This is a genomic window from Cellulomonas sp. ACRRI, from assembly GCF_022346185.1.
Lineage (GTDB): Bacteria > Actinomycetota > Actinomycetes > Actinomycetales > Cellulomonadaceae > Cellulomonas.
The window spans coordinates 93,838-105,857 of the sequence record NZ_JAKRMS010000001.1 but is presented as its reverse complement, the minus strand read 5'-3'; the positions used below and the strand labels follow the sequence as shown (position 1 = coordinate 105,857).

The following is a 12,020-nucleotide window of genomic DNA, read 5'->3' as shown; positions in this document are numbered from 1 at the left end:
GGAGGTCAGGCGGCGGGCAGGGTGAGGTCGGGCAGCAGGTCGGCGAGCAGGGCGCGCACGCGGCGGTCGATCTCGTCGCGGATCGCCCGCACCCCGGTGTCGGACGCCAGGGCGGGGTCGCCGACGACCCAGTCCTCGTACCGCTTGCCGGGCAGGACCGGGCAGGTGTCGCCGCAGCCCATCGTGATGACGACGTCCGCGGCGCGGACCGCGTCGTCCGTCAGCGGCTTGGGGAACGCCTCGCCGTCGGCGCCGAGCTCGGCGAGCAGGGGGCGCACCGCGGCGTGCACGTCCGCCGCCGGCGCGGACCCCGCCGAACGGACCGTGACCGCGTCTCCGGCGTGGTGCCGCAGCAGGGCGGCGGCGAGCTGGGAGCGGCCGGCGTTCGCGACGCACACGAACAGCACCTGCGGGCCCGCGCCGGCCGGGCGGGCGGTGTCGGTCAGCCGCTGGCGGGCGAACCGCTCGGCGTTGCCCACCAGCTGCGACGCGACGGCCGAGGACCGGGCCAGGCCGGTGTAGGACTCCCGGACGACGCTGAGCACCGCGCCGGGGTCGCGGTCGGGGAACGCCGAGGCGAGGCGGCGGGCGATCCGCGCGAGCGCGTCCTCGGCGTCGGTGAGCCCGGCCGGCGGGACCGCGTCCGCGGCATCGGCGGCCGCGGGGGCGAAGGAGTCCAGCAGGGTGGTGACCGCGCCGCGCAGCGCCGGCTGCACCCGGTAGTACACCCAGGTCCCGCGGCGCTCGGACGTCAGCAGCCCGACCTCCTTGAGCAGCTTGAGGTGGTGCGAGACGGTCGGCTGGGAGACCTCGGCGACCGTGGCCAGGTCGCACACGCACGCCTCACCGGTCGGGGAGGCCGCGAGGAGCGACAGCATCCGCAGCCGCAGCGGGTCACCCAAGGCCTTGAGGGTCCCCGCGACGTGCACCGCGGCGTCGGCACCCATCGCGTGGTCCGCGGGTGAGGTCCACGGCGTGCTGCGGGCGGCGGTGGCCGGGCTCGCATGGGTGGTCGGCATGTCTCCATATTGACAGATGTCGAACCAGGCGCCGCGGTGCGCTATCGGCCGGCGCGATGCCCGTGGTGCGATCCGTGCGAGCATGCGACCGTGGCAGCCCATGACCTCGAGCACGTGCGGACGTTCGTGACGGCGTACCGGACCGGCTCGGTCAGCGACGCCGCACGGCTGCTGGGGATCTCGCAGCCCACCGCGTCGGCTCACGTGCGTGCGCTCGAGAGCCGGCTCGGCTACGCGCTGTTCGACCGGACGCCCACGGGAGTGGTCGCCACGGCGCGGGCGACGGTGCTCGCCCAGCAGGCCATCCGGCACCTCGACGCGCTGGACGACCTCGTCGAGCTCTCGGGGGAGGCCGGCACCGTCCTGCACGTGGGTGGTGCCGCCGAGGTCGTCGGCGAGGTGCTGGCACCGCACGTGCCCGAGCTCGTCGCGGCCGCCGGTGCCCCGGTCCGCCTGCACCTGGGGGTGGCTGACGACCTGCTCGAGCAGCTGCGCGTCGGCGAGCTCGACATCGTCCTCAGCTCGGTGCGACCGCGCGTCCAGGGCCTGAGCGGCTCACCGGTCACCGACGAGGAGTTCGTCCTCGTCGGTGCACCCCGCTGGGAGAGGGAGCTCGCGGGCAGCCAGGCCGCCGTCGACGCGCTCGAGCGCATCCCCGTCGTGGCGTACGCCGAGAACCTGCCCATCATCCGCCGGTACTGGCGGTCCGTGTTCGGTCGCCGGCCCGACATCGCGACCACGGCCGCCGTGGTGCCGGACCTGCGGGCCGTCCGCGCGGCGGTCGTGGGGGGCGCCGGGATGTCGGTGCTGCCCCGGTACCTGGTGGGGGAGCAGCTCGCGGCCGGTGCGCTCGTCGAGCTGCACCGGCCGGAGGTCGCCCCCCTCAACACGCTGTACCTCGTGACGCGGTCGGGGCGGGCCGAGGCCAGCCGGAGCGTGCGCGACCTGGCCGCCGTGATCGCCCGGATCACGGCGGCCGGGGTCTGACGCTCAGGCGGCGAGGAGTCTCAGCACGGCGGTCGCGACGTCCTCGCTCGACTGCGGGTTCTGCCCGCTGACGAGGTTGCCGTCGACGACGACGTGGCTGCTCCAGGGCGCTGCGGACTCGACCACGGCGCCGCGCTCGGTCAGCGCGTCCGCGACGAACCACGGAGTGGCGGCTCCGAGGCCACCCGAGGTCTCCTCCTCGTTGGTGAACACCGTCAGCCGGCGGCCCGCGAAGGCGAACGTCCCGTCCGGCCGGGTCGCGCTCAGGAGCGCCGCGGGCCCGTGGCAGAACGGCGCGACGACGCGGCCGGCGTCGTCCGCCGCCACCAGCGCGGCGCCGACCACCGGGTCGCTCGCCAGGTCGGCCATGGGGCCGTGGCCGCCGGGCAGCACCACGGCGTCGAACGCGGTCGCGTCGAGTGCGGCGAGATCCGCGGGGTGCTCGAGCTCCGCCTCGATGGTGCGGAGATACGCGGCGAACTCCTCGACCCTGCTCTCGTCGCCGACCACGGCCACCTCGAGCGAACCGGGGTCGACCGGTGCACGGCGACCGCCCGGCGTCGCGAGGACGACCTCGTGCCCCGCGGCGGACAGGGCGCGGTGGGCCACGACCAGCTCCTCCGCCCAGAAGCCCGTGGGGTGGGCCGAGCCGTCGGCCAGTGCCAGCGAGTCAGCCGCCGTGATGATCATCAGGATGCGTGTCATGCGCCCCAGCGTGCACGCCCGGCCGAGCCGAGGGTCATCAGCGATCTTGCGTGCCGTCATCGGGGCAGCAGGGCGTGATCGTCCGGCGCACCTCGGACCCGGCCGACGGCACGGGGGTGTGCACCGTCCGCGGGTCGGGGCAGCCGTCCGCGCGTCAGGCCGGAGGCCCAGCCGGCGCGGACACGACGGCGCCGAGCTGGCTGAACGCGTCGTCGAGCAGGTCGGACAGGCTCAGTCCGGTGCTGGCGGCGAGGTCGTTCGCGGTGCGCACGCACGCGAACGCAGCGCCGACCGCCGCCGCCGGCGCGGGGCTCGCGTCGTCCCAGGCGTGCCCTGAGGCCCGCGCTCGTTCGCGTGCCGCGGTGACCAGCGCGCCCTGGATGGCGTCGAGGCGCTGGAGGTAGGAGGCGCGCAGCGCGTCGTTCGTCTGCACGATGCGTTCCATCGCCGCCATGCGGGGCGCCTTGGTGGGGTCCGTGGCGTAGTCGACCACGCCGTCCAGCACCCGTCGCAGCGAGACCCACAGCGGCTCGTCGGACGGACGGCTGTGCAGCGCCTCGACGAGCTGGTCGGCCATCGCGTCGTACTTGCCGAGGACGAGGTCGTCCTTGGAGGCGAAGTAGCGGAAGAAGCTGCGGCGCGACATGCCGACGGCCGCCGCGATCTGGTCCACGGTCGTCCCCTCGTACCCCTGCGCGACGAACAGGTCCTGCGCGGCGTCGATCAGCTCCGCGCGGACCGCACGGCGCGTGCGCTCCCGCAGCGGCGAGCTCGCCGGTCCCGAGGTCATACGCGGAACCTACCATCGGTTGCACACCTGACACCGAGTGCCATACCGTGCCCAAGGTGACGATGTTGGTTCTCGGGGAGGTTCACATGTCGAAGGTCTGGTTCATCACGGGCACGAGCCGCGGGTTCGGCCGGGAGTTCGCCCGAGCCGCGCTCGGGCGCGGCGACCAGGTGGTCGCGACGGCGCGCGACGCCGGGTCGCTGGACGACCTGGTGGGGGAGTACGGGGAGAAGGTGCTGCCGCTGGCGCTCGACGTCACGGACCGTGACGCGGCCTTCGCGGCGGTCTCCACCGCGGTCGAGCGGTTCGGCCGGATCGACGTCGTCGTCAACAACGCCGGCTACGGGCTGTTCGGCGCCGTCGAGGAGATCACGCCCGAGCAGCTGCGCGACCAGCTCGAGGTCAACCTCTTCGGCGTCCTGAACGTCACGCAGGCCGTGCTGCCGGTGCTGCGCGAGCAGGGGAGCGGGCACATCGTGCAGATCTCCACGATCGGCGGCGTCGCCGCGTTCCCGGACCTCGGCGGGTACCACGCCTCGAAGTGGGCCCTCGAAGGCCTGACCGAGTCCCTCGCCCAGGAGGTCGCCGGCTTCGGGATCGCCGTCACCCTGGTCGAGCCCGGCGGATTCGCCACCGACTGGGCCGGCAGCAGCGCCACGCACGCGACCCCGCTGCCCGCCTACGACCCGCTGCGCGCGGCGATGGCGGCGCGCCAGGGCGGCGCGGACGTGGGCGACCCCGCCGCGGCCGGCCCGGCACTGCTGAAGATCGTCGACGCGGAGCGGCCGCCGCTGCGCGTGCTCTTCGGCACCCAGCCGACCCAGATCGTCCCGGCGGTCTACCAGTCCCGCCTGCAGACCTGGGAGCAGTGGAAGGACGTCTCCATCGAGGCCAACGGGCACTGAGTCGCGCGACGGCCCTCGGGTCGGCGGCCACCCTGGCGCCCGCCGACCCGAGGCGCCCGGCCGTGCGGAAAGGGCGAGACGCGGACTGTTCCTGGCACCTCGGCGCATCACGATCGGTCGTACTCGACCCGCACTCGTGGCGCGGTGACTAGCGTTTCGATCATGAGGAGCGAGATCGAGCTGCACGAGCGACTGGACCGCCTCGAGTCCGAGTCCGCCATCCGCGCGCTCGTGCACGAGTACTGCCACGGAGCCGACAAGCGTGACCGCGCCCGGTTCGCGGCGGTGTGGACCCCCGACGCCGTCTGGCAGGTGGCCCCGACGCAGGAGTTCCGAGGTGTCGAGGCGATCTGCGCCGCCGTCGAGTGGCAGTGGGGCGCGTTCCTGCAGATGCACCATTGGACGTCCAACCTCGTGATCGATCTGGACGGCGATCAGGCTCGAGGTGAGGTCGACGTCAGCGTGACGACGCAGTTCGACGACGGGACGTGGGTCCGCGGTGGCGGGGTCTATCGCGACTGTTACGTTCGCACTGACGTCGGCTGGCGCATCTCGCGACGGGAGGCCGAGCACCTGTTCGATCTGGACCCGAGGCCCAGCCTCAGCGCCGGCACGATCTCCCGTCACGCATCGCTCCGGCCCGGAGCGACCGCGTAGGAGCCCGTGCCGGGGGGCGTCAGACGTCGAGCGCCACTCCCAGGTGGGTGAGACCTTCGACCAGCAGTGCGCTGCACTCCGCCACGGCGAGCCGCCGCGGGTCGCGCAGCTCGACGGTCGTGACGTCCTCGGCGTCACGGACAGGGGAGGGCGCTTGCCAGACGTCGAGGACTGCGATGAGCCCGGAGTGCCGGAAGTCGATCGGGTCGCCCGAGCTGTCGCGCACGACCACCAGGTCGAACTCGTGCCACGAGAGCACGTGCGCCGCCGTCACTCCGCATTCCTCGATCAGCTCTCGGCGCAGCGTCTGCTCTGGGGTCTCACCGAGCTCGGGAGTGCCGCCCGGAAGATCGAGCAGTCCCGTGTACGGTCCCCGGGACTTCCGGATCAGGGGGACACGGCCGTCGGCGCCGATCCAGATCCCGTAGATTCCGCGATGCTGCACACCCGAGACGGTGTCACGCACCAGGTCGGCAAGCCAGCGCTGCCATCGTCACCGCAGCTCGTAGGTGATCGCCTGGGAGAACCGGACGACACGAGACTCCGCAGTTAGCGCCACGGTGCGAAGGCACCGTCAGGCTGAACGCGCGGACCGCGGCGGTGCCGCCGGGGTAGATCTTGGTGACGTCCCGGAACTCGATCATGCGACCGCCGTCCGGACCGGACCGGCGAGTCCGGGGCGCGACCAGGTGGCCGCCGGCGTCACCGACGGCTCGGGGAACCGTGTCACAGCAGCACCACGCCCTTGCCACCGACGACGCCGGCCTCCATGTCCCGGTGCGCCTGCACGATGTCGTCCAGGTGGTAGACCCGGCCGACGGGCACGCGGGCCCGGCCGCGGTGCACGTGGTCCAGGAACGCCTGGAGCACGCTCGCGGGCAGATCGGCGGCCTCACCGGAGTACGCGGTCAGGCGTACGCCGTTCGGGATCCAGTCCATCGGGTAGAAGTCGGGGATCGACCACTCGTCCGAGAGCATCCCGGTGAAGCAGACCGTGCCCCCGGGGCGCACGGCGCGCAGCGTGTCGCCGATGACGTTCGTCCCGACGAGCTCGACCGCGCCGTCGACGCCGTCCGGCACGATGGCGCGGACCCGGTCGGCGATCTCGCCGTCGTCGATCACGACGTGGTGGACCCCGGCCGACTCGAGCATCGGGGTCCGGTCGGCCGAGCGGGTGGTCGCGAGCACGGTCAGCCCCTGCAGGCGACCGAGCGCGGCCAGCGCGAGACCGATGGAGGAGGTGCCGCCGCGGATCAGGAGGGGAATCGGTCGTCCTCCCACCCGCAGGGCCACGTGACGTGCCGCCTCGGCCGTGCGCCCACGGGCGTCAGCGGCGGCCTCGTTCGTCCGCCTCAGCCTGCCGTCGGGGCGGCGTCGTTCCTGGCGCCGACCAGCTGGCGAGCATCTGCAGGGCGTCCTGGGTGGGGGATCCCGGTTCGGCCGTGTAGAAGAGCAGGCTCTGCCCGGCGTCGGCCGGCAGGGTGACGGACTCGTAGGGCAGGTCGAGGTCGCCGACGACGGGGTGGTGGATGAGCTTGACACCGCTGGTGTGGATGCGGACGTCGTGGGCGGCCCAGCGGCGGCGGAACTGCTCACTGCGGGTGGACAGCTGCCCCACCAGGTCGCTGAGCTCCCGGTCGTAGGGGTCACGGCCGGCCTCGGCACGCAGCAGGGCGACCGTGTCGTTCGCGGCGCGGTTGTAGTCCCGGAAGAAGTCGCGCGCACGTGGGTCCAGGAACACGAAGCGAGCGGTGTTGGCAGACCGCCGGGGACCGTCGAGGATCGGCGCGTACAGCGCTGCACCCAGGCGGTTCGGAGTCAGCACGTCGAGGCGTCCGTTGAGGACGAAGGCGGGGCTGCCGCTCATCGAGTCGAGGATCCGCTGGAGGGTGGGGCGCACGCGCTCGGTGGTGGGTCGACGTCGGGGTGGTCGGCTGCTGCCGGCCGTCCGGAGGAGGTCCTCCAGGTGCGCGCGCTCGGCGTCGTCGAGCTGCAGCGCGTTGACCAGGCCCTCGACGACGCCCTCGGAGACGCCGGTGGCGTTGCCGCGCTCGAGCTTGGTCATGTACTCGGGGGAGATGCCGGCCAGGCTGGCGACCTCGGAGCGCCGCAACCCGGGGACCCGGCGTCGGTCACCGCCGTAGACGGGCAGGCCGGCCTGCTCGGGGGTGATGCGCGCGCGCCGCGTGGAGAGGAACTCCCGGATCTGCGCGCGGACGTCGCCGCGCACGTCTCGATGTTCGTCCCGGTCGGCCATGTTCTCGACTGTACGACTCGGGTCGCCGCTCTCGGGGGTCTCTGCTGGTACCCCTCTCGCAGGGTCTCCCGCACGGTTCGAGCGGTCGGTTCCATGGATGGAGTGAGCGGCCCGCGGGGCCGTCTCGGTCAGCTCCACCCCCACGCCACCCACGAGAGCAGGGCACAGCCATGAGCGACAAGAGGGTCTTCTTCATCACCGGAGCCGGCCGCGGACTCGGCGTCGACATCACGAAGGCCGCACTGGCCGCCGGTCACGCGGTGGTCGCCACCGCCCGTGACAGCGCGACGGTCACCCGGGCTGTCGGCCGGCACGAGGACCTGCTGGCGGTCGACCTCGACGTCACCGACCCCGCTGCGGCCGAGGCCGCGGTCGCCGCCGCGGTGCGGCGGTTCGGCCACCTCGACGTGCTGGTGAACAACGCCGGCAGCTTCCAGGCGGGGTTCTTCGAGGAGATGACGCCCGAGGCGTTCCGTTCCCAGATCGAGACCACCCTGTTCGGGCCGGTCAACGTCACCCGAGCAGCGCTGCCGCCGATGCGTGCGCAGCGTTCCGGGCTCGTCGTCACGATCTCCTCCACCGCGGGCATCGCCTCGGCGGTCGAGTTCACCAGCGCGTACGCCGCCTCCAAGTTCGGCGTCGAGGGGTTCATGGAGGCCCTGGCCCCCGAGGTCGCACCGTTCGGGATCACGACGATGCTCGTCGAGCCCGGGTTCTTCCGCACCGAGCTGCTCAGCCCGCAGTCCACCCAGTACGCCCCCGCCTCGATCCCGGACTACGCCGAGCGCACCGAGCAGACCGTGGCGGCCTGGCGCGGCATGGACGGCATCCAGGGTGGCGACCCGGCCAAGCTCGCCCGCGCGATCGTCGAGCTGTCCGACCTGGACCAGCCGCCGGCACGCTTCGCCGCGGGGGAGGACGCCGTCGCGGTGTTCGAGACCAAGGCGAACCAGCTGCTGGAGCAGGCGGCCGCGCACCGCGAGCTGTCCGTCAGCCTCGCGCACGACGACGCCTGTGCTCGAAGCTCACGACGTGTGATGGCTCGCGTTTCGTCGTCGTGGTGAGCACAGGCAGCCGGACGGTTCGGCCGGTTTCTCGGCCGCCGTGCTGTACCAGTTCGCCGGGGACGGCACGACCCGAGGGCACGCTCTGGCATCGGCGCCGTCAGAGCGACGAGCGGGTCAGAAGAGTGCCCGCGTGAGAGCCAGCTGGAAGTCCGGGCCGGGCAGGCTTCCCTCGGTCTGGGTGCGCTCGTCGTAGATCTGGATCATCAGGTCGCGTCGGCGGGCGGCGGCGTGGGCGTCGGCCTTGGCGAGCGCCGCGGGCAGCTCCTCGACGGTCAGGTCGGTGGTGTACGCCGGGGTGCCGGGCTGCTGGCGCCACGAGTCCGCGATCACGCCTGCGTCGAACGCCGTGAATCCGGTCTGCTCCACCAGCTCCATGCCGACGGCTCGCTGCCGGTCGTCGTCCGCCGCGACGGGCAGCGCGATGCGTCCGGGGGTGCCGGGCTCGGTGGACCTGTCGGCGAACGACGCGGTGGTGATGGTGTTCCACGCCTTGACGAGGGGACGCCGGTACTGCCGCTGCACCCACAGGCTCTCGGTCTGGCCCTGGCCCAGGCCCTCGATCACGCCGTCCCGGTGTGGGAAGTAGTTGGAGGTGTCGATGATGACCGCGTCCGCAGGAGCGGCGGCGACCAGGTCGGCTACGGACGGGATCTGGCCGAGGTTGACCGACACGATCACGACGCCGGCAGCCGCGGCCGCGTCCGCCGCCCACACCGCCGTGGCGCCCGTGCTGAGGGCCGCCGCGTTGACGGTCTCGGGGGCACGGGAGTTCGCGACGGAGACGTCGTGCCCGGCGCGGGCGAGCCGGCGGGCCAGGATCGTCCCGATGGAGCCCGCCCCGATGATGCCGATCTGCATGGTCGGTCCTTCCGTGGTGCTCGAGATGCTGAGGTGGGTGCTCCGGGGTGGGTTCCGGATCAGCCGAGGTTCAGGCCGTGCGGCTTCCGACGTCGATCCGGGGGACGCCGGCCAGAGCGCGGCGGAGGCGGTCCGCCGGCAACGGTGCGCTGGCCGTGGTCATGATCTGCTCGTACGCAACGGACGGGTCGACCAGGTAGAGCTGGGTGTACCCGCCGGTCTCCGGCTCGAGACGCCAGGAGTCCGACAGCGGCCCGGTGTCGACGGTGTCGAAGCCGAGCGCGTCGATGAACCCGGCGGCTGCTGCCACGGCGTCCGGGTGGTCGCCGGCAAGGGGCAGAGCGCTCCGGTCGTCCGCACCTGCCGGTCGGGCGAGCTCGGTGATGTGGTGGGCGAGGATGTTGTTGAACGCCTTGACCAGGCGGCTCTTGGCCAGGTGGGCCTGGACGAGCTCGCTGGTCGTCGTGCTGTTGTCGTCGAGCTCGCCGATCCGGCCGTCGCGGGACGGGTAGTAGTTGCTGGAGTCCAGGACGGTCGTGCCGGCGAGGAGCTCGGGCGGCAGGGCGAGCGTGACCGTCAACGGCACCGCCACCACGACGATGTCGGCAGACGCGGCCTGCTCGACGGTGCCGGCGCTCGCCCGCGGCCCGAGGTCCGCCACGAGATCGGTCAGCGATGCCGGGCCGCGGGAGTTGGCGATGATGGTGGTGAATTCGGCCTGAGTCGCCAGACGGGCGACCGCGGACCCGATGTTGCCGCTGCCGATGATGCCGATGGTGCTCATGCGCTGCTTGTTCCTGTCGTGGTCGGACGCTGGCGGACGGGTGGTCGCGGCCACACGCGGCGGTCGTCACGCGGGTGCTGTCTCCGCGAGCGGAGAGGACTGGCTCGCTCAGGTGAGGGCAGTGGGCGCGAGAAGGACGACGGTCTGCCCGGAGGCGTCCTCGGCCCGACGAGCCAGGGCGGCGGGGACGTCGTCGAACGGGTGCACCGCGGTGACGGGCGGGTCGATCTGCCCGGCGGACAGCATCGCGGACAGGGCCTCGAGGGTGTCGGTGCCCTCGTCGTCGTCGCGGAACGACGACAGGGTCCCGATGACCGCGTAGTCGCGCATCAGCATGTCCTGCGCGTCGGGGCGTGCGGGCGTGCCGCTGGCGAAGCCCACCAGGAGGACGCGCGCGCCGCGGGCGAGGACCGCGGTCGCGGCGGCGTACGCCTCGCCGCCGACGGTGTCGTAGACGACGTCGACGCCGTGCCCGTCGGTGAGGGCGTCGATGGCGCCCGCCGCATCCGGGGCGCTCAGGTCGACGACGAGGTCCGCTCCCTGGGCTTCGCAGAAGCGCGCCTTGGCGGCGGTGCGCGCGGTGGCGACGACGGTCGCGCCCAGCGCCTTGGCGACCTGGATCGCAGCCGAGCCGGTCCGGCCGGCCCCGCCCAGGACGAGCACCACCTCTCCTGCGCGCAGGCGGGCGCGGTGATGCAGCCCGATGTGCGCGACGTGGAACGACCCGACGAACCCGACCGCCTGCTCGTCGCTCAGGCCCTCCATCACCGGGAACGCGCTCCACCCCGGCATCGCCGTGTACTCCGCGAGACCCCCGGCACCGATGTCGAAGCGGGCGCCGCCGACGACCCGGGTCCCCACGGGAAGGGGGAAGCCGTCGCCGGCCTTCTCGACGACACCGACGACCTCCTGCCCCGGGGTCACCGGCGGGGCCGGGACCATCGGGTACTCGCCGCGCAGCATCATCAGGTCCGGCAGCGCGAGGCTGGCCGCGCGGACCCGCACCAGCGCCTCACCCGCGCCGACCACGGGCACAGGGACCTCCTCCAGTCGGACCACCTGCGCCGGATCACCGAACTCTGCCGCCTGCCAGCGCTTCATGACGGGTGCCTTCACCTGACCGCTCCTCCCGCTCTCTGCTGCTGGACCACGAGGACCGGGGTCCGGAACAGGAGATAGTCTCCACTAACGCGACGACGTTACGGAGCCAGTCTCCGCTTGTCAACGAGAGGAGCGCTCATGCCCGACGCACCCACACCGGCGCCACGGACTTTCCGCGCCGACGCGCAGCGCAACCGCGACCGGATCCTGGAGGTCGCCGAGCAGCACTTCGCCGAGCACGGCGTCTCGGCCTCGCTGGACCAGATCGCCAAGGGCGCGCAGGTCGGCCCGGGCACGCTGTACCGGCACTTCCCGACGCGCGAAGCGCTCCTGGCCGAGCTCCTCGAGGCACGCGAGAGCCGCCTGGGGGAGCAGCTCGCCGCGATCAGAGCGGAGACAGCCGACTCCGGGTCGGCCCTCCACCTGTGGTTGGACGCCCTGGGGGAGTGGGCTGCCGCCTTCGACGGACTGCCCGAACCGTTGCGCGAGGCCGTGGCGCAGAAGGCGTCACCGCTGGCGCTCACCTGCGAGGGATACATCACCACGACCGAGACGTTCCTGCTCGCCGCTCAGCGCGACGGCAGTGCCCGTGCCGAGGTGCGCGCACGCGACCTGTTCCTGCTCGTCCTCGCCACGAGCTGGGTCCGCCGAGCGAAGATGGCCGACGACGCCTCCCGCACGGGCCTGCTCGACCTGGTCCGCACGGGGTGGTGTGCACCTGACTCTGCTGCACGGTCCGCTCCTCGTCGTCCCGTGATGCGCTAGGGCCGAGCGAGACCGGGCCGTGAGCCGACGGACGGCGGCGCGCGTCCGTCAGGGCGCGAGGACGCGCGCTCGGGGGAGCGTGGACATTCCCTGACGTCAGCCCGTTTGTCATCCCTACCGGGGTG

General features: G+C 73.0%; 14 protein-coding genes. 5 read left to right on the top strand and 9 right to left on the bottom strand.

Annotated elements, in window-relative coordinates:
* Positions 1-5: 5 nt before the first annotated feature.
* Complete coding sequence (locus MHY85_RS00570; protein ID WP_239191791.1) at positions 6-1,019, bottom strand: metalloregulator ArsR/SmtB family transcription factor; 1,014 nt, start codon at positions 1,017-1,019, stop codon at positions 6-8.
* 90 nt (positions 1,020-1,109) lie between these two features.
* On the opposite strand from MHY85_RS00570, the gene MHY85_RS00565 reads away from it, so the two are divergent.
* Positions 1,110-2,006 carry a LysR family transcriptional regulator gene (locus tag MHY85_RS00565; protein ID WP_239191788.1) on the top strand — a complete coding sequence of 299 codons (897 nt, stop codon included), beginning with the start codon at positions 1,110-1,112 and terminating at the stop codon, positions 2,004-2,006.
* 3 nt (positions 2,007-2,009) lie between these two features.
* On the opposite strand, the gene MHY85_RS00560 is transcribed toward MHY85_RS00565, so the two are convergent.
* Positions 2,010-2,711, bottom strand: coding sequence for a type 1 glutamine amidotransferase domain-containing protein (locus MHY85_RS00560; protein ID WP_239191785.1), 702 nt, complete (start codon positions 2,709-2,711; stop codon positions 2,010-2,012).
* A gap of 154 nt (positions 2,712-2,865) precedes the next feature.
* Positions 2,866-3,501 (bottom strand): TetR/AcrR family transcriptional regulator, encoded by a 636-nt coding sequence (locus MHY85_RS00555; RefSeq protein WP_239191782.1) that lies wholly within the window; start codon positions 3,499-3,501, stop codon positions 2,866-2,868.
* A gap of 86 nt (positions 3,502-3,587) precedes the next feature.
* Between MHY85_RS00555 and MHY85_RS00550 the strand changes: the two genes are divergently transcribed.
* Positions 3,588-4,406, top strand: a complete 819-nt coding sequence (locus MHY85_RS00550; RefSeq protein WP_239191779.1) for an SDR family oxidoreductase — start codon at positions 3,588-3,590, stop codon at positions 4,404-4,406.
* A 162-nt stretch (positions 4,407-4,568) separates the two neighbouring features.
* Entirely contained in the window at positions 4,569-5,063 is a 495-nt protein-coding gene (locus MHY85_RS00545; protein ID WP_239191777.1) for a nuclear transport factor 2 family protein, read from the top strand.
* Positions 5,064-5,082: 19 nt separating this feature from the next.
* Here MHY85_RS00545 and MHY85_RS00540 read toward each other — a convergent pair whose 3' ends face one another.
* The 3 genes from MHY85_RS00540 to MHY85_RS00530 form a co-directional block, all read right to left on the bottom strand.
* A complete protein-coding gene (locus tag MHY85_RS00540) occupies positions 5,083-5,529 on the bottom strand; it encodes an NUDIX domain-containing protein (protein WP_239191775.1) in 447 nt (148 codons plus the stop codon).
* Between the two features lie 260 nt (positions 5,530-5,789).
* A complete protein-coding gene (locus MHY85_RS00535; protein WP_239191773.1) occupies positions 5,790-6,344 on the bottom strand; it encodes a zinc-binding dehydrogenase in 555 nt (184 codons plus the stop codon).
* Between the two features lie 46 nt (positions 6,345-6,390).
* Entirely contained in the window at positions 6,391-7,320 is a 930-nt protein-coding gene (locus MHY85_RS00530) for a helix-turn-helix transcriptional regulator (RefSeq protein WP_239191771.1), read from the bottom strand.
* Positions 7,321-7,490: 170 nt separating this feature from the next.
* On the opposite strand from MHY85_RS00530, the gene MHY85_RS00525 reads away from it, so the two are divergent.
* The gene (locus MHY85_RS00525; protein WP_239191769.1) at positions 7,491-8,384 is read left to right on the top strand and encodes an SDR family oxidoreductase; all 894 of its coding nucleotides are present in this window, start codon (positions 7,491-7,493) and stop codon (positions 8,382-8,384) included.
* 117 nt (positions 8,385-8,501) lie between these two features.
* On the opposite strand, the gene MHY85_RS00520 is transcribed toward MHY85_RS00525, so the two are convergent.
* The 3 genes from MHY85_RS00520 to MHY85_RS00510 all read right to left on the bottom strand — a co-directional run bounded on the left by MHY85_RS00520 (position 8,502) and on the right by MHY85_RS00510 (position 11,145).
* Positions 8,502-9,272 carry an NADPH-dependent F420 reductase gene (locus MHY85_RS00520; protein WP_374232537.1) on the bottom strand — a complete coding sequence of 257 codons (771 nt, stop codon included), beginning with the start codon at positions 9,270-9,272 and terminating at the stop codon, positions 8,502-8,504.
* Positions 9,273-9,315: 43 nt separating this feature from the next.
* Positions 9,316-10,029, bottom strand: coding sequence for an NADPH-dependent F420 reductase (locus tag MHY85_RS00515; RefSeq protein WP_239191765.1), 714 nt, complete (start codon positions 10,027-10,029; stop codon positions 9,316-9,318).
* A gap of 108 nt (positions 10,030-10,137) precedes the next feature.
* On the bottom strand, positions 10,138-11,145 hold the full coding sequence (locus tag MHY85_RS00510) for a zinc-binding dehydrogenase (protein ID WP_239191763.1): 1,008 nt from the start codon (positions 11,143-11,145) through the stop codon (positions 10,138-10,140).
* A gap of 123 nt (positions 11,146-11,268) precedes the next feature.
* Between MHY85_RS00510 and MHY85_RS00505 the strand changes: the two genes are divergently transcribed.
* Positions 11,269-11,895, top strand: a complete 627-nt coding sequence (locus MHY85_RS00505) for a TetR/AcrR family transcriptional regulator (RefSeq protein WP_239191761.1) — start codon at positions 11,269-11,271, stop codon at positions 11,893-11,895.
* The last annotated feature ends 125 nt before the right edge of the window (positions 11,896-12,020 follow it).